The following is an 18,833-nucleotide window of genomic DNA, read 5'->3' on the forward strand; positions in this document are numbered from 1 at the left end:
ATTTATCAATATGAAGAAACATATCAAATATACAGTGATTCTTATTGCGTTGTCCCTCTTAGTATTATCTGGGTGTAGTTTGCCAGGTTTAGGGGACGGCAATTCAAAGAATGATGTAAAAATTACAACAACTGAGACGAGTGAAACTAAAATCATTGCTAATATGGAAAAATTAATGATTGAACATGAAACTAAAGGCAAAATTAAACCTACAATTATAGGTAACTTAGGTTCTAGTATTATTCAACATAACGCATTACAGCGCGGTGACGTTAATATGTCTGCGGTTAGATACACAGGTACCGAATTAACAAGTGTATTGAATGCCAAACCGACGAAAGATCCTAAAAAAGCCATGGCAGAATCACAAAGACTATTTAAGAAAAAATATGATCAAAAGTATTATGATTCATTAGGTTTTGCGAATACGTATGCGTTTATGGTGACAAAAGAAACAGCTAAGAAATATCACTTAGAAAAAGTATCAGACTTAGAAAAACATAAAGATGAATTACGATTAGGTATGGATACACAATGGATGAATAGAGCAGGCGATGGCTATCCAGCATTCGTTAAAGATTATGGATTCAAATTTGCCAGTGCACGACCAATGCAAATTGGACTAGTATATGATGCACTGAAAAATAAAAAATTAGATGTTGCTGTAGGATATTCTACTGATGGTCGTATTGCAGCATATGATTTAAAAATCTTAAAAGACGATCGTAAATTCTTCCCACCGTATGATGGTAGTCCACTAGCGACTGAAAAAGTGATTAAAGATAATCCGAAAATAGATACAGCCTTGAAAAAGTTAGAAGGTAAAGTGTCAACTAAAGAAATGCAGAAATTAAATTACGAAGCAGATGGTAAAGGTAAAGAACCAGCTATCATTGCTGAAGAATACTTGAAAAAACATAACTATTTCGAAAACGACAAAAATAGTAAGAAAGGTGGTCAATAATCATGAAAGGTAATTTATTCCAATCTATTATTGAATATTACTCATTAAACTTTGGCTACCTAATGGAATTATTTTTTAAACATTTACTTATGTCAGTATATGGTGTGCTCTTTGCATGTATCATTGGGATACCGATTGGCATTGTCATTGCACGATATAAAAAATTAGCATGGCCAATCATCACGATTGCTAATATCATTCAAACTGTTCCAGCTATTGCCATGTTAGCCATTTTAATGTTAGCGATGGGACTTGGCCCAACGACAGTAGTTGTTACTGTATTCTTATATTCATTATTACCAATTATTAAGAATACGTACACGGGCATTGTAGATGTAGATGAGAATATTAAAGATGCTGGTAAAGGCATGGGTATGACGAGAAACCAAGTTTTACGTATGATTGAATTACCACTATCTCTTTCAGTCATCATTGGTGGTATACGTATTGCGCTCGTTGTAGCAATTGGAATTGTGGCAATTGGTTCATTTATCGGTGCGCCAACGCTTGGTGATATTATCATCCGAGGTACCAATTCAACAGACGGTACAACTTTTATACTTGCAGGGGCAATCCCTATTGCATTAATAGCCATTTTAATTGATTTAGGTTTAAGATTTTTAGAAAAACGATTAGATCCTACACGTAAAAATAAAAAGAAATTTGAACATCAACCACAACAAATCAAATAAAATATAAAAAAGAGGTCTGAACTATGATTTTTGTTCAGGCCTCTTATCTTATATTAAATGATTTAACCTAATAAAATAGGTGCTAATATTGGGACAATTGCGACGACGATGACACCGACGATAACAACGGCAATACTACCCATTGATTCCTCAGTTTCACCTAAATCTTTTGCGGCTGCAACACCTAGTGTATGACCACTAGAACCTAACGCTAAACCACGTGCAATTGGATTGGTAATTTTAAACCATTGTACGATTTTAGTACCAAGTGCAGAGATAACTACAGCATTAAGTATAACAGCTAATGATGTTAACTCTTTGACACCACCGATACCTTCAGAAACTGGTAAGGCAATCGCTGTTGTAGCAGCTTGAGGTAACATAGATGCAACAATTTGATTACCAAATTGGAATAATGAAGCAACTAAGTAAATTAATATTAAGGCTACAACTGTACCTAATGCGATACCACCGAATATTTGTAACCAATATTTTTTTAATACATCACGTTTTTTATATAAAGGTATAGCAAAACTGATTGTCGCTGGCTCTAAGAAGAAGTATATGATGTCGCCACCGATTTTATAACTTTGATAGCTAATACCTGTTAATTTTAAGAAAACAATACCTACAACCATACTTACAAATAAAGGTGCAAGTAAGAAAAAGCCATTTGTTTTTTTATAGAAATATGTAGCTATAACAAATGGGATTAATGATAGTAAAATACCGAAATAGGGTGTATTAATACCTAAATAGTCCGCCATGATTAACCTCCTATACGACTAGTTTCTTCATTTTTCTCTTTACTTGGGAATAGTGATTTAGTCACAAGTAATTGAGATGCATAACCAGTACAAACTAATAAGAAAATAGTTGAAATAATAATAAGTAAGATAATCAGTATTGGACTTTTACTTAAAATCGGTAATGAATTGATAACTGAAATCCCAGCTGGTACGAATAAGAAACTGATGTTATTCGTTAAAGCAGTTCCTACGGATTCAACTTGTTCCAATTTAACAATGCCAGTACATAAAGCTATAAATAATAAAACTAAACCGATTACTGAAGCGGGCATTGGGATAGGCATGATTGCTTCAATGATTTTGGAAATAAATAAAATAACTGCAAGTGTTAAAGCCTGTTGGAAGAAATGATACACTCTTCCAGATGTATGTTGAACTCGTTCACTTTGAGAAGGTGAGTTAGCCATAACATACATTCCTCCTGTTCTATTTGTGTAAAATGATTTGGTAAGAACGTTTGGATTTGTCAAAAATACGACTCACTTACTCATTTAAAACAAAAAAAGCGACTGACTTGTTATTAGGTTTTAAAAAAATAAATAAAGCTTAAATTGCAAATTTCAAACGAATCTTTTGTGAAGTAATTCACAAGTTATTATACAATATATTTCATATTATTTTGCATATTGAATTCGTCATTTCAGTGACAATTTTCAAAATAATTAATAGGGATCATCGTTATCAATTTAACAAATCCTCGTATTATCAAATCGAAAACGCTTACCTATTTTTAACGATAATACTATCATTTGTATAGTTCAAGACGTTATGGAAAAATAAAAGTAATTGGTGTAAAATATAGATTTATATATACAAATATTCTAAATATTAAAAGAAATTAAAGGGTAAAGGTAAAGAAGTATTAAATCGATTTAAAAGTACAGATTAAAATTTAGACAAATAGAAGGATAGCAATTGTTAGTAAATCAAAGGTTGTAGTTTTCAGTCGATTTAAAACCAAGTAAGTAAAAGTTGGAAAGTGTTTTTTGTAGGAGGAATTGATATTTTATGAACAAAGCTTCAAGAGAATTTGAAGGAGATAATAGGCTCCTTCTAGGTATCATTTTAGGTGTAATCACCTTTTGGTTATTTGCACAATCACTTGTGAATTTAGTTGTACCTTTGCAATCTACATATCAAAGTGATATCGGGACGATTAACATCGCAGTCAGTCTTACCGCTTTAATGTCAGGATTATTTATTGTAGGTGCCGGTGACTTTGCAGATAAATTTGGTCGTGTGAAAGTCACATACATAGGACTGGTATTAAATATTATTGGTTCTTTGTTAATCATTATCACACCATTAACACCGTTTTTAATTGCTGGAAGAATATTTCAAGGATTGTCTGCTGCGTGTATTATGCCAGCAACATTAGCCATTATTAATCAATATTATATAGGTACAGCGAGACAAAGAGCGCTAAGTTATTGGTCAATTGGATCATGGGGTGGTAGTGGTATTTGTACACTCTTTGGTGGCTTAATGTCAACGCACTTTGGTTGGAGAACCATCTTCATCGTTTCTATTGTATTAACATTATTATCAATGTATTTAATTAAACATACACCTGAAACAAAAGCTGAACCAATTATTACTGAAAATGGTGAGAAAAAGAAATTCGATATTGTTGGCTTAATGATCTTGATTATTTGTATGTTAAGTATCAACGTGATTATTACGCAAACATCTAAACTAGGATTATTCTCACCCATTATTTTAAGTCTCATCGTGGTATTCATTGTTTCACTTATCGGCTTTATTATGTATGAAAATAAAATTAAATATCCTTTAGTAGATTTTAGTTTGTTTTCAAATAAAGGATATAGTGGTGCAACGGTTTCAAACTTTATGTTGAACGGTGTTGCAGGTGGGACACTCATTGTTGTTAATACCTACTACCAACAACAATTAGATTTTAATGAATCACAAACAGGTATGATTTCATTAACTTATTTGATAGCAGTATTAATTATGATTCGTGTAGGTGAAAAGATACTACAAGCACTTGGTCCGAAACGTCCGCTATTAATGGGTAGCGGTATTACTGCACTTGGTTTAGTATTATTGTCTTTAACGTTTTTACCAGAACCTTGGTACATTACATCTAGTGTTATTGGTTATTTATTGTTTGGTACTGGTTTAGGTATCTATGCTACACCATCTACGGATACAGCTGTAGCACAAGCACCTGACGAAAAAGTGGGTGTTGCTTCAGGTGTTTATAAAATGGCATCATCTTTAGGTAATGCATTTGGTGTCGCTATTTCTGGAACGATATATGGTGTGTTTGCATCACAAATGAATATGGAGTTGGGTGGTTTTATGGGTGTAATCTTAAACGCGGTCATTGCCATCATTGCATTCTTCGCCATTTTATTATTAGTTCCAAAGAAAGCAAGAAATTTATAATTACTAGTGAAAGGTCGAAACGAAAAAGTTTCGGCCTTTTTTATAGCATTAATTTTAAATGTTAGAAAATTACGAAAATTAAGTTATGTTCATTGACGATGTTAGTCTTAAATAGTATTTTAAAGGTAACTTTACCGAGGAATGAGGGATTGGAATGAAGATAGCTATTGCAGGTTCAGGTGCATTAGGAAGTGGATTTGGTGCTAAATTATTCCAAAATGGATATGATGTAACGCTAATAGACAGTTGGGAATCGCATGTTAAGGCAATTCAAACGAATGGATTACACATAGATATTAATGGTGAACATTGTCATTTAGAAATACCAATGTATGATTCTAGAGAAATACCTGAAGATGTATTATATGATGTTGTATTTTTATTTCCTAAATCAATGCAACTTAAAGAGGTGTTAGATTATATACAACCACATATAACTCAATCAACTATCGTAGTATGTACGATGAATGGTCTAAAACATGAGCGTTTGATTGAGCAATATGTCGAATTACCACAAATTGTGAGAGGTGTGACAACATGGACTGCAGGAATTGAAAGTCCTGGTTGTACGCATCTAATGGGTAGTGGACCGGTTGAGGTAGGTGCATTGGTCACAGATGGTACTGCTAATGTAAAAACAGTCGTAGACATTTTGAATCGAGCAGAGCTAAATGGTGTATTGAGTAATGATTTACATCAATCTATATGGAAGAAAATTTGTGTGAATGGGACAGCCAATGCATTATGTACGATTTTAGAGTGTAATTTAGCAACATTAAATCAAAGCGATGATGCTAAAAATCTTATTTATAAAATAACCCAGGAAATTGTGCATGTAGCAACGATTGATGATGTGCATCTGAATTTAGATGAAGTGTTTGAGTACCTCATCGACTTAAATGATAAAGTAGGTCCACATTATCCTTCGATGTACCAAGATTTAATTAATAATCATCGTAAAACTGAAATTGACTATATCAATGGTGCGGTTGCTCGCTTAGGCGCGGAACATCATATTGACGCACCAGTCAATCATTTCGTAGCTAATATGATTCATGCTAAAGAACAACAATTAGATGCACAATAAATATAAGAAACCTTTTATTAAGCTTATAAGCAAAACCCACGAATTGCTTATAAGCTTTTTTAAACTGAAAAATGACGTGCGACATTCTAATATTTGAGGTGAGTATATGATTGTTAATGAACTAGAAAAAGCAGTCGTCAAACAATATATGAATTTGCTATTATTAGCAGATCCAGAAAAACAGGCAATAGAACAATATATTAATCAATGTCATGTCTATTTACTAAGTGATGAACATCAATCCCAATCCCTAGCTATAGCAGCAGTAGAAACATTATCTGATACGGAGGTAGAGTTGAAGAACATAGCCGTTCATCCTTTATATCGCAGAAAAGGACTGGGTACTTACCTAATGACATGGCTTTTTGCTAAGTATCAAAACATGACGATGTATGTTGGTACTAGTGACACTGAAAGCACGCTCAAATTTTATTATCGATTAGGATTTAAAGACTATGATATTAGACAAAACTTCTTTATTAGCCAATATGAACAGCCTATTTATGATAACGGAAAATTACTCATAGATATGAAAATACTCAAAAAGGATTTATAAAATGTGTCTTATGCTAATTTGAAAGGGTAATGATAAAAGGAAAGATAAGTTTAAGGAGATGTTTGTATGTCTGTATCATACAAGAAAGTGATTATGACTGGTTTGGTTGGTGGCTTCTTAGGTGGCGCCGTTAAAATGGGGTGGGAAGCATTATTGCCACCTAGAACGCCAGAACGTGATGAAGAACCACCACCAATGACGATGCTTAATCAATTAGGTTTACCTGAAAATGTTAAACATGCGCGTTATCATTATAATGGTAATGAGATTCCACTCACAATTATGGGTGTTCATTATGGATTTTCTATAGCAAATGCATTCGGTTATGCACTACTTGCAGAAAAATTTCCGCAAGTAAAAGTATTAAGAGGAAGTGCTTTTGGTGTCTTAGTAAATATTGCCTTTCATGAATACTTACTTCCTCATTTAGCATTAACACCTAAAGTAGAAGATTTACCTAAAGAAGAAAGATTTTCAGAATTACTTGGGCATATTATTTGGATGAATACGATAGATTTTGTACACTCGTCTAGCAAGTAAATAATTCCCCATATATAAATAGAGAAAAGGTGAGATAATGAGTAAAATATTTGTAACTGGTGCAACTGGTTTAATCGGCACCAAATTAACAAAAAGATTATTAGAAGAAGGTCACGATGTAGCTGGCTTTACAACATCTGAAAATGGTAAAAATAAATTAGAATCAGCTAATGTAAAAGCATATATCGGAGATATTTTAAAATACGATACGATTGAAGCAGCTATTGCAGATTTCCAACCAGAAATCATTATTAATCAAATTACAGATTTAAAAAATGTAGATATGGCAGCAAATACTAAAGTACGTGTCGAAGGTTCTAAAAACTTAATCGATGCAGCTCAAAAATACAATGTTAAAAAAGTCATCGCACAAAGTATTGGCTTTATGTACGAAGCAGGGGAAGGCCTTGCTACAGAAGAAACACCATTAGATTTAGATTCAAGTGGTGACCGTAAAGTAACGGTTGATGGTGTTATTGGACTTGAAGAAGAAACATCTCGTATGGATGAATATGTTGTATTAAGATTTGGTTGGTTATACGGACCTGGTACTTGGTACGGCAAAGATGGTATGATTTACAATCAATTTGTAGACGGTAAGGTTACATTATCAGATGGCGTTACATCATTTATACATCTAGATGATGCAGTCGAAATGTCAATTCAAGCTTTAAACTTTGATAATGGTATTTATAATGTAGCAGATGACGAGCCTGTTAAAGGTTCAGATTTTGCAGAATAGTATAAACAACAATTAAATGTTGATCCAGAAATAAATATTCAACCTGCACAACCATTTGAACGTGGTATTACTAACGATAAGTTCAAAGCACAAGGTGGTCAATTAATTTATTCAACTTGGAAAGATGGTATGAACCCAATTAAATAGCGTATATGAAAAAGCACGACTTAGCCTAATGGTTTAAGTCGTGCTTTTTACTATGAATGAGTTTTAACGTTGTTCTTTATGTTGCTCTAGTGATTGTCTTAGTTGTTGGGCTTCTGATCGGCCAACTTTGGCATAGTGTCGATGTGCAAAATGCATTTGGATGATTAGAAATGCGGCGCTAACCGACCAATAAAGGCCTAAAGCTGAAGCGGAATGTAAAGATGCATAAGTGATGAAGATAGGTGATAAAATCATCATGACATAATACGTTTTACGTTCATCTTTAGGATAATGAATTGAATTCACTAAAGGTTGAATAAAATACATGAGTGCTGCTATTAGCGTCATCATAATATTCGGTTCGGTTAAATTAAACCATAAAAAACGTGGATATTTTGTAATACCATCACTACTTGGATATTTTAAACTCATATATAAACCCATAAGGATAGGTATTTGTATGATGACAGGTAAACAACCGATGATATTTTTAAATGGATTGATACCATATTGCTTATATTTATTCATCAATAGTTGATTTGCTGCGTTTCGTTCCTCTTGAGAATCTGCTTCTTTAATCTTCTCTCTAATTTTATCAATTTGTGGTTGAACGACTTTCGTTTTTTCGCGCATAATATGCATATTTTTTACTTGAATAAGCATAAATGGTAATAAAATAAAACGTACAATTAAGACAATAGCTATTATAGCTAATCCGTAGTTATCATTAAACAATCGGCCAAATAAATGTAATAACCGATCCATAGGTTGCACAAATGTATTATAAAATAATCCTGTACGATTATCAGATTTTGAATAATCACATCCTGATAAACATAAAACAGTGATTAGTAATAGAGAAATTCGTTTGGCCATTATTGACTTCCTTTTCATATGAAATATCTTTGTTTTAAGGTATGAAATCAATCATCACATACAATTTTAATCTAATATAACAAACTTAGTACATAGTTATGACACTTATTCTTAACTGTTTATTTTTTTAACGTAACCGTTAGTTAGAATGACGTGTGCGTTTCTGACTTAAAATGATGATTACAAGTAATATGGTAATTAAGATGATACAACTATAAAAGCTAAATAAAGCCCATTTAGCATGTGATGGTAACCAGGTCATTACAAATGACCAACTATTATTGCCTAAGACGAAGTATGGTAATAAATACATAGCGACACTAATTAAAACAAATGCTACCATGACCAAAATAAAGGCATATAGTGAATCTTTGCTTCTTTGTACCTTATATTTACCGTGTTTGATGGCAAATAAGCGACGTAAGATAAAGTAGAGACTGATAACAACGCCTATCATAGAAATGATAGAAGATAATCACGTTTATATTGTGAGCTTGATCAATTTTGGTCTCGATTGTCGTATAGTGTTTGTGGTTCATGACTTGAGCATTTAAATGGTCTGCGAGTTGCGTCACTTTATTAGAATTCATATTTGCTAATACGACGATACCATAAGATTTCTTCGGATTGAGCAATATAACAGAGGAATAGTTATCAAGTGTTCCTGTATGATATATATAATCTGCGTGAGCATTAGTAAACCATCCAGCAGCATAACCATTAGCATCATCTTCACCCTGTGATTCATTAATTGTTTTTTGAGATGCTTTAACAATATCTTTTGTTTTAGATGATGGTGCTAATTGCATTTTAACCCAGTGCTCTAAATCTCTCGTATTAGACATTAAAAAGGCTGAAGGTGTATCTCCAATATTAAATGAAGGTGCACTTTTTTTAATTGCGCCACCTGATTGTTCATAACCAACGGCTTCGTGATTATTTTTAGAGTTGGTCTTTTTAAATGTTGTGTGTTCCATATCTAGTGGCTCTAAAATATGATCTTTGATATACGTGTTATAAGATTCTTTAGATACGTTTTGGATAATGAGACCTAATATATCGTAATTCATATTGGAATATTCAAATGTGTCTCCAGGTTTATGATTCAGTTCCTTGCCTTTGATACTTTGGACTAAATTTTTAATAGAGTCGCCGTATACTTCAGTTTGATCCTCGCTTGTAATATCTGCGGGTATAACACTTTTCTGACCAAGTAATTGTTTAATCGTGATATCTTGTTTTTTATCATCATATTTCATGTAAAAGCCTGGAATGTATTTAGATATATGATCATTAAGGCTTAGTTTGCCATTTTTAGCTAATTCTAAAATGGCATATCCTGTAAATGCTTTAGTATTTGATGCAATTTCGTATCTTGTTGTAGGCTTTGCTTTAATTTTCTTCTCGACATTTGCATAACCATAACCTTTATTTAAAAAGACTTTGTTATCTTTTATGATTAATATCGAAGCGCCAGGTATATCGCCAGATTTCATATCTGATTTCACGATTGTGTCGATATAATTCTGTGAAGATTGAGTGAGTAATGTTTCATTTTTATTATATGCCCAAAAATGTTTCGTAATGATCACAGTAATGAGTATGGCAATTACCATTATGATAGTGATAATAAATGGTTTCTTTTTCATGATTCTAATCCTCTAATATTTAATAATGTGTCGTTGTTAATTGTGTGTAATTTATTATAGCAGTTTTCGAAATATTTTAGCGAATTAAAGGATTTATTTTATGAATAATAAATGATTAGAAAGAGAAATGAATAAAAAGTGTTATAATACTCTAAAAGAGTGATTAGTTAGTGAAAAGATATGGTGTTAATATATACAATTTTGAATGTTGGGAGTATAGTTTATCCATCAACATACAAAGAGGTAGTAGTGTTATGTTTAATCAAATTAAAAGACTTTTAATTGGGCGTCCCAAAAAGAATAGGGACTTGAAAAACGAAAAAATTACTAAATTTAAAGCGTTAGCAATTTTATCTTCAGATGCATTATCCTCAGTAGCTTATGGTCCAGAACAGATATTAATTACATTATCTGTTGTAGGTGCAGTTGCGTCTTGGTATACATTACCTATTGCTGCAGGCGTTCTGATTTTATTAGCTGCACTTATATTATCATATCGCCAAGTGATATATGCTTACCCTAAAGGGGGCGGGGCATATATGGTATCGAAAACGAACTTAGGAGAGAAGTGGGGACTTCTTGCTGGTGGTTCGTTATTGGTCGATTATATTTTAACCGTTGCAGTTAGTATATCCTCCGGTGCAGATGCGTTTGTAGCTGCATTTCCAAATTTATATGATTACAAAGTACTCATAGCATGCTTATTAGTATTAGTCATTTTGATATTAAATTTAAGAGGTCTAACTGAATCGGCAACTGTGTTATCTTATCCAGTGTACTTATTCATCATTGGATTGGTTGCATTAATTGTAGTGGGAACATGGCGTGTTGCAACTGGTGACATTCAACCACATATGCAATCTTCAGTAGGGACAGCAGTACACGGTGTGACACTCTTTTTACTATTAAAAGCATTTTCTTCAGGGGCTTCTTCTTTAACAGGGGTAGAGGCTATATCCAATGCGGTGACTAACTTTAAAGACCCGGCACCTAAAAATGCAGTAAAAACGTTAGTCACAATGGGTAGTATTTTAGCATTTCTATTAGTAGGTATTGTAGGATTGGCTTATGTATATGGCATTATGCCACAGACTGAGACTACGGTTCTATCACAGTTAGCAACACAAATCTTTGGTGACAACGTTGCATTCTATTTTGTACAAGCTACAACAGTATTGATATTAGTATTAGCAGCAAATACTGGTTTTACAGCATTTCCAATGTTAGCGGCATCTATGTCTAAAGATAAATACATGCCTAGAATGTTTACGGTTAGAGGTGACAGATTAGGTTATTCTAACTCAATTCTTGTGTTAGGTATTTTTGCGATTATATTAATTATCTTGTTTAAAGGTAAAACTGAAAATTTAATACCATTATATGCAGTAGGTGTTTTCATTCCATTTACTTTAGCGCAATTTGGTATGGTATTAAAATGGTATAGAGAACGACCAAAAGGTTGGCAGGCTAAATTAGCAGTAAATACATTAGGTGGTACGATTACATTTGTGGTATTTATGATATTCTTGATTACTAAATTCAGTCATGTTTGGCCAATTTTATTATTCTTACCATTCTTTGTATCTGTATTTGTAAGAATTAAAATTCATTATCGTAATGTTGCAGAGCAATTACGTTCTGATTTAGACGTGCATGACGTACCAGTAGTAGATCGTAGTTTAGCTATTGTACCGATTATGAGTATTACGACTGTCGTTGATAAATCAATTTATTATGCACAGATGTTAGCGAATAATGACGTGATTGCAGTGCACGTATCATTTGGTGATGAAGACGAAAAAGGATTCCAAGAAAAATGGAAGCAACACTTTCCTGATGTAAGACTCATTATTTTACATTCAGAATATAGAAGTATTATCAGACCGATATCACGATTTATTGATAAAATTCATCGCAAAGCCGAAGATCAAAATTATTTAATCACGGTGGTTGTTCCAGAATTTATTCCTAAGAAGCCTTGGCATCATTTATTACACAACCAAACAAGTTTACGATTAAAAATGCATTTAATTTATCAAAAGAACGTGATACTATGTACTATTCCATTTAAACTTAAAAAATAAATTGAAAAGCCGTCGCACTCATTAAAGATAGATGAGTGTGACGGCTTTTTAGTTTAAGGTATATAACTAATATTTTTCTGCAAATATAATTTCATTTTAGTTGATATTTTCACGTAATTGACTTGCTACTTTAGGCGATAGTTGATTACGTTTAATTAAAGCATCTAAATATTCACGTTCAGCGTAAATGGCTTGAAGGTGGATATTTTGCTGCGCTTCAGTTGTTAATTCTTTAGCATTTTGATTTGATTTATCTTTATTTCTATTACCTTTACGTCGGTTACGTAAGGCACGAGATAAGTTGTGATATTGATCAATGACTAAACTTACTTCTAATACGTTTGAAGGATTCTGCTCTTTTTGCATACGTAAAATAATGTGGTGATTAATGATACGTAAAATTTGTTGCACCTTTTTCAAATCATTTTGATAAACTTTTAACATTTCTGCACGGTCAAGTTGTGCTTCTTCAGTTTGGTTTGATTTGCTAGTTGATACATGATCTTTATAAGCATGTTCCTTTTTAAATCGATCATACTCTTGTTTGCGTAAATTCTTTCTTGCTTTGAAACGAAGGTAGAACATTCTAAAGAAGCGGGAAATTTTCTTTACAAATGAAGCTTCTTTATACGAATTAGTAAGTTCTTTAACATTTCTATAGTTATTCAACTCTTGCGAATTGATCTTACCTTTATTGATAAGTCTTTCTAATGTAGCTGTTTCTTCTTCTTCAGCAATTTCTGCTAAACGATGTAATTCTTTAGTATTTTGATTATCTGGCTCTGCATTAATTAAGAATGACATTTCCCCGTAATATTGTGTCAAAACAGGTCTATAATCAATGTCTTTATTCTTTTCAGATAGTTCTTTAAGACGAGTTATAACTGCTTGCATAATGAAAATTTTTGCTGATTGATAGGTCATACCTTCGTCATCTGTTAATTGTTCAGATTCAGTAATAAAAGGTAATACCACTTGTGCCAATATTAAACTGATGAGTACCATCAATGAAGCTATAAATAATAAATCATTACGATACTCGAAGGTTTGGTGATTATTGATAATCGTTGGCAATGTTAAAGCCATTGATAAAGAAATCGTTCCGTGTATACCACACATAGTCATAATAAATGCATAACGTATACGACTTGGTGGCTGTTCTTCTGCAATATCCGTGTCTTCCAAATAACGTTGTAAGTGATTTGGATAATAGAAATCTTTGTATAATAAGAACACCCAGATAAATCGAACAACATAAATAGCTAATGCAATGAGCAAACTAATTAATATTAAGAATTTAATATTATCTGGTTCCACTTTGATGATTTGGATGACCACTTCAGGAACGATGAACCCTAATACTACGAATACGAATCCGTTTAAGGCATAACTCAACGTATTCCAAATTTGTGAGAAGCTCATTTGAAGTTCAGTCTGTGCACGAATGAGTCGGTCGCGCTCCCAACCATGAATAAGACCTGCAACAACTACTGCGATAATGCCAGATGCATGGAACAACTCTGCAATAAAGTAAACAGCAAATGGAGTGAGTATTTGAATGAAAGTTAACGTATTATTATCTTTCATACCTTTATTAGCAGTCAGATAAATACGTAATCTGACAACAACTGAGCCTACAATAATTCCAATTAAAATACCAATAATCGTAGATACGATAAATTGCTCTATCGCATTTACAGCTGAAAATGCACCTGTAACTAAAGCTGTAACGGCAATTTTAAATGAAATAATACCGGCCAGCATCATTTAAAAGGGATTCACCTTCAAGAATGGACATGGATCCTTTAGGTAAAATCTTCCCTTTTGTGATTGCAGATACTGCAACAGCATCTGTTGGGCATAGAATTGCTGCAATAGCAAAGGCAGCTGGCATTGGTAAATCAGGCCAGATCCAGTGAATAAAGAAACCTACACCAATAACAGTAGTAAATACTAAAGCCATAGCCATTAGAATAATTGGTTTTTTATATTCAAGTAATTTGGTCCTTGAAACATGCGTACCTTCGACGAATAGTAAAGGTGCAATGACTGCCATCATGAAGACCTCAGAATCGAAATCAAAATGTATGGGAATCGGTAAGGTGAAGATAGCTACACCTAGCGCGATTTGTATAAAAGCTGTAGGGATTTTAGGGAATCGATTATGTATAATCGAACTAATCACTACTGCAATTATAAATATAATAAAAGCTTCTAATAATTCCATAGAAATCTCCTTGTGAGAATGATATATATTATTCTACCTTATATTTTCATATTTACAATTTAAACAAATTAGACAAAAAAAGGTATAATCGACAAGTTCGATTATACCTTATAATAATATAATTATTATGTGTTTTCTACGTGTTTTTGATCAGATAAACGTTGTTTATCAGCTAGGTCTTTAGCATTATTTTTATACTTTTTATAATAGAAGTATAAGAAGATGAACCAGAATGGTGAAATAAAGATAGCGGCTCTAGTATCATCACTAAAGAATAATAATATGAATACAAATGCAAAGAATGCTAATACAACGTATGCTGTAGCTTGTCCTCCAATCAATTTAAACTTATTATCTTTATGTTCTTGAGGATTCTTTTTAACATAAATGATATAAGACACAATAATCATTGCCCATACAACTAAGAACAATACTGTAGATAGCGTAGTGACATATATAAATAATTGAATGGCATCCGGAAAGATAAAGTTAAGTAATGCTGCAACTAATAAAGTAAATGATGACACAAACATTGATAGGTAAGGGACACCATTTGAATTAGTTTTACTTAACACTTTTGGCCCTAGACCTTGTTTAGATAAGCCGAATAAAATACGACTGTTTGAATAAATCCCACTATTTGTCGCAGAAGCAGCAGCTGTTAATACCACGAAGTTAACGATACCAGCGGCAAATGGGATACCAATCAATGTAAACAACTTCACGAATGGACTGCTATCAGGATCTATACCATTCCATGGAATGACAGATATGATAACGAGTAGCCCACCAATATAGAATAATAAAATACGAATAGGCACATTATTAATTGCTTTAGGAATCGTTTTCTGAGGATCTTTTGTTTCCCCAGCTGTAACCCCAATTAATTCTATACCTATGAATGAGTACACAGCAATTTGGAATGACATTAAGAACCCAAATGCACCATGTGGGAACATACCACCATGTTTAACGAGGTTAGTAAATGATGCATGCCCGTAATGTGTTTTAAAAGAAAAGAATATCAATACTAAACCTACAATAACCATCGCAACAATTGTGACTACTTTAATAATTGAGAACCAAAACTCTAACTCTCCAAATAGTCTTGCACCTAGTAAGTTAAACGAAATTAAAATTAATACAATGAATAACACTGTTAACCAGTGTGGGACTTGTGGATACCAAAAAGCGAAATATTGTCCCATTGCTGTTAAGTCAGACATACTTGAAACAATCCAACAAATCCAATATGTCCAACCTATCACGAAACCGCCAAAAGGTCCGATGTATTCATTGGCTATATCAACAAATGAATTGAATTTCGTATTACTTAATAATAATTCCCCTAAAGCACGCATAAAAGCAAAAAGTATCATTCCGATAATCATATATGTGAATAACAGTGAAGGTCCTGTAAGTGAAATCGTCTGTCCAGAACCTAAGAATAGCCCCGTACCAATTGCACCCCCAATTGCAATTAATTGGATATGTCTGTTATTCAACTCTCTATGTAGTTGTCTTGCCATAATCTTCCTCCTCAGGAAAGCAAAATAAACATTTTTTGTGAAAGCGTTTTCTTTTTATTAATACTATAGAAATAGTTGTAATAAAGCAATTAATTTTCAAAATATAAGTAAATACATTTATTAGGCTTTGTATGATAAATATTACTTATGACTTTTTTGAATAATCGCATAATTCTGTTAAATAGGGGTACTTTCAATAGTAATTAATTTCGAAAACATAACTATTATAAAGATAAAAGAATAATTTTTGAAATGATATGGTGATAATGATTATCAATCATAATTTTTTGAATTGAAAAAGAGATGTGTAATAATGATTAGCAATGATAAATGATACGTGAAGAAGGAATGTAAAATGAAAATAGGGGCGATTTCTGATTTACATATCGATCGACATCCCAAATTAAATGCACAACATTATTTGGATACTTTAGTTGATGTGGTAATCAAAAGAGAGATAGAATTACTCGTCATTGCGGGTGACATTTCAAATGATTATCGACAAGTGATTCAATTTATCAATGACTTAAAAGAAAAGTTAAATATACCTATATTATTTGTACCTGGGAATCATGATTTATGGTCTGATGGTACAGATAAAAGTTCACAAGAAATTTTCGACATTTATACACAACAAGATGCATGTTTGATTAAACAACCTTATATTATTGACGATGAATGGGCTATTGTGGGGCACACAGGATGGTATGATTACGCCTTTGCTAATGGCAAATTTTCATTAGAAAAATTAGAACGAGGTAAACATTATGGTGCAACATGGCAAGATAAAGTGAGAATGGATTGTGATATGACAGATAAGGCACTATCGTTACAAGCGGCGCAACAAGTGGAAGCGGATATAGAACGAGTTGGAACACGCAAGATGATTTTAGTCACACATATTGTTACGCATCCAGCTTTCGTAGTGCCAACACCACATCGTATTTTTGATTTCTTTAATGCTTATATTGGAACCAAAGATTTCAATTATATATATGATAGCTATAACATTCAATACAGTATTATGGGTCACGTTCATTTCAGAAAAACTTTGACGGAGAAAAGTGTACACTATCTATGCCCATGTCTAGGATATCAAAGACAATGGCGTACAGATAATATTTCTCAGGAAATAAACCATGCACTTATGGACTTTACAATTTAAAAATCGCTAACACTCATAATAATAGCGAGTGTTAGCGATAATTTTTGATATCAGTTATTCAGGATTAACGTATAAACACATGCGCCCTGGGGCATTAAAACTGCGTTCCATTTTAGATTTCTTAATTTTAATGATTTGTTTTTGATTAAGGAAGATAGCTGGGAAAATAATACCTTTCTTTATATGACTCCATAGTGGGTCTATATAATAATAGTGTTGATCATCATAGCCAATTAGTAATGTGACATGGATATTCGAAACAAGACGAATTTTACGACCATCAAATTTGAAGCTACGACGCATTGGTCGAGCACCTAAACTCGTATGATAAATCACAATAGGTTGTTGTTTATCAATGATCTTTTCTAATTCAGCCAAGCTAGTACCTGTGCCGTCAATGATATGTGAGTTGTATTTTTGTAAAAACGGAACATAGGCTTCTGGGAAAATGGTTTGGTGATAGCCAAATTTAACAAGTAAATGATGACCAACATAACCTTTATATGGATTGTTTGGGTGGGTGGGCCAATTTTTCATAATGTCTGTAGCTTTAACAGGTTGTTCATTATAGTGAAGCATCATAGACGCTGATACGCCTTCACAGCCCATAATCATTGGTATTGGAAATAACTGACTCATCGGTTTAACAGGTAAAATAGTTTGGTTCATCGTTAATCTCCTTCGACTTAAATACACTTTAAATAATATTCAATATTATATACCGTGCACCATTTTTTGGATAATGATATGTTTAGAAATAATCATTTTAGTGTTATTCAATCCCAAGATAGGTTATAAATAAATGGGAGTAGAAATTTTTAAGGGGAGTCAAAGATGGATTATCAAATTAAAAGTATGAAAGCGACACATATTATTGGCGTGACACGCCAATTTAAAAGTGGCGGTCATGCTCAAAGTAATATTCCCGATTTTTGGGAAGATGTGACGTCTATGGGATTAGACTGTAGACTTGCAGAAAAAAGTGACCTAGCACTTAATGGATTGCTTGGCCTCTGTTTACCACAGCAAGATGGCAAAATGAATTATATGATTGGGGTGTCTTGTGAGACTAATCCAAACGACGGTTTAGAAACGTATCAACTAGAGGATAATGATTATCTTGTGGTCAATGCGAAAGGGAAAGTACCTCAATCCATTAGACAAGCGATGCGTCAAATTCATCAGGAATTGATTCCAACTGAGAATATTCAGTTAAAGCGTGCACCGTTTTTCGAATTGTATCCTGAAGGCGATACGCAAGACGACAATTATATTACTGAAATTTGGTTACCCATAGAACAAAATAAATCATAAAAAAGCGCAAGTGTTAGATGCTTTCAGACTGAATAGCCTG

The 18,833-nt window shown here is 32.9% G+C and carries 14 protein-coding genes and 3 pseudogenes; 10 read left to right on the forward strand and 7 right to left on the reverse strand.

Translation table 11 applies throughout. The annotated features are described in order from the left end of the window. Positions 1-10 precede the first annotated feature (10 nt). The gene (locus JX000_RS02000) at positions 11-964 is read left to right on the forward strand and encodes an osmoprotectant ABC transporter substrate-binding protein (RefSeq protein WP_002450379.1); all 954 of its coding nucleotides are present in this window, start codon (positions 11-13) and stop codon (positions 962-964) included. Between the two features lie 2 nt (positions 965-966). Then, a complete protein-coding gene (locus JX000_RS02005) occupies positions 967-1,656 on the forward strand; it encodes an ABC transporter permease (RefSeq protein ID WP_002450378.1) in 690 nt (229 codons plus the stop codon). Between the two features lie 62 nt (positions 1,657-1,718). Here JX000_RS02005 and lrgB read toward each other — a convergent pair whose 3' ends face one another. Beyond that, a complete protein-coding gene (lrgB, locus tag JX000_RS02010; RefSeq protein WP_002450377.1) occupies positions 1,719-2,423 on the reverse strand; it encodes an antiholin-like protein LrgB in 705 nt (234 codons plus the stop codon). A gap of 2 nt (positions 2,424-2,425) precedes the next feature. Next, complete coding sequence (gene lrgA, locus JX000_RS02015) at positions 2,426-2,872, reverse strand: antiholin-like murein hydrolase modulator LrgA (protein WP_002450376.1); 447 nt, start codon at positions 2,870-2,872, stop codon at positions 2,426-2,428. A gap of 601 nt (positions 2,873-3,473) precedes the next feature. Here lrgA and JX000_RS02020 point away from each other — a divergent pair. From JX000_RS02020 to JX000_RS02040, 5 genes and pseudogenes are all read left to right on the forward strand, one after another. Then, positions 3,474-4,877: an MFS transporter gene (locus JX000_RS02020; RefSeq protein WP_002450375.1), complete on the forward strand. Its 1,404-nt coding sequence runs from the start codon at positions 3,474-3,476 to the stop codon at positions 4,875-4,877. Positions 4,878-5,031: 154 nt separating this feature from the next. Continuing rightward, on the forward strand, positions 5,032-5,964 hold the full coding sequence (locus JX000_RS02025; RefSeq protein WP_002450374.1) for a 2-dehydropantoate 2-reductase: 933 nt from the start codon (positions 5,032-5,034) through the stop codon (positions 5,962-5,964). A 106-nt stretch (positions 5,965-6,070) separates the two neighbouring features. Beyond that, entirely contained in the window at positions 6,071-6,520 is a 450-nt protein-coding gene (locus JX000_RS02030) for a GNAT family N-acetyltransferase (protein WP_107532696.1), read from the forward strand. A gap of 66 nt (positions 6,521-6,586) precedes the next feature. Beyond that, a complete protein-coding gene (locus JX000_RS02035) occupies positions 6,587-7,060 on the forward strand; it encodes a DUF1440 domain-containing protein (protein WP_049424604.1) in 474 nt (157 codons plus the stop codon). Between the two features lie 37 nt (positions 7,061-7,097). Continuing rightward, positions 7,098-7,949: pseudogene (locus JX000_RS02040) on the forward strand (NAD-dependent epimerase/dehydratase family protein). Positions 7,950-8,012: 63 nt separating this feature from the next. Here the strand turns inward: JX000_RS02040 and yidC are convergent. Next, positions 8,013-8,825 (reverse strand): membrane protein insertase YidC, encoded by an 813-nt coding sequence (yidC, locus tag JX000_RS02045; protein WP_002450370.1) that lies wholly within the window; start codon positions 8,823-8,825, stop codon positions 8,013-8,015. 139 nt (positions 8,826-8,964) lie between these two features. After that, positions 8,965-10,474 (reverse strand): annotated as a pseudogene (locus JX000_RS02050) (serine hydrolase domain-containing protein). Between the two features lie 254 nt (positions 10,475-10,728). Here JX000_RS02050 and JX000_RS02055 point away from each other — a divergent pair. Then, positions 10,729-12,558 (forward strand): APC family permease, encoded by a 1,830-nt coding sequence (locus JX000_RS02055; RefSeq protein WP_002450368.1) that lies wholly within the window; start codon positions 10,729-10,731, stop codon positions 12,556-12,558. 96 nt (positions 12,559-12,654) lie between these two features. On the opposite strand, the pseudogene JX000_RS02060 reads toward JX000_RS02055, so the two are convergent. Both JX000_RS02060 and JX000_RS02065 read right to left on the reverse strand, forming a co-directional pair. Beyond that, positions 12,655-14,785 (reverse strand): annotated as a pseudogene (locus tag JX000_RS02060) (cation:proton antiporter). A 125-nt stretch (positions 14,786-14,910) separates the two neighbouring features. After that, positions 14,911-16,314: an amino acid permease gene (locus JX000_RS02065; protein ID WP_206140821.1), complete on the reverse strand. Its 1,404-nt coding sequence runs from the start codon at positions 16,312-16,314 to the stop codon at positions 14,911-14,913. Positions 16,315-16,669: 355 nt separating this feature from the next. Between JX000_RS02065 and JX000_RS02070 the strand changes: the two genes are divergently transcribed. After that, positions 16,670-17,479 carry a metallophosphoesterase gene (locus JX000_RS02070; protein WP_002450365.1) on the forward strand — a complete coding sequence of 270 codons (810 nt, stop codon included), beginning with the start codon at positions 16,670-16,672 and terminating at the stop codon, positions 17,477-17,479. Between the two features lie 54 nt (positions 17,480-17,533). Here the strand turns inward: JX000_RS02070 and JX000_RS02075 are convergent, their stop codons facing one another. Then, on the reverse strand, positions 17,534-18,148 hold the full coding sequence (locus JX000_RS02075; RefSeq protein ID WP_002450364.1) for a C39 family peptidase: 615 nt from the start codon (positions 18,146-18,148) through the stop codon (positions 17,534-17,536). A gap of 165 nt (positions 18,149-18,313) precedes the next feature. Here JX000_RS02075 and JX000_RS02080 point away from each other — a divergent pair, with 165 nt between their 5' ends. Further along, positions 18,314-18,793, forward strand: a complete 480-nt coding sequence (locus JX000_RS02080) for a GyrI-like domain-containing protein (RefSeq protein ID WP_002450363.1) — start codon at positions 18,314-18,316, stop codon at positions 18,791-18,793. Positions 18,794-18,833: the final 40 nt, after the last annotated feature.

Source organism: Staphylococcus sp. SB1-57, from assembly GCF_017086425.1.
In the GTDB taxonomy this organism is placed as follows: domain Bacteria; phylum Bacillota; class Bacilli; order Staphylococcales; family Staphylococcaceae; genus Staphylococcus; species Staphylococcus warneri_A.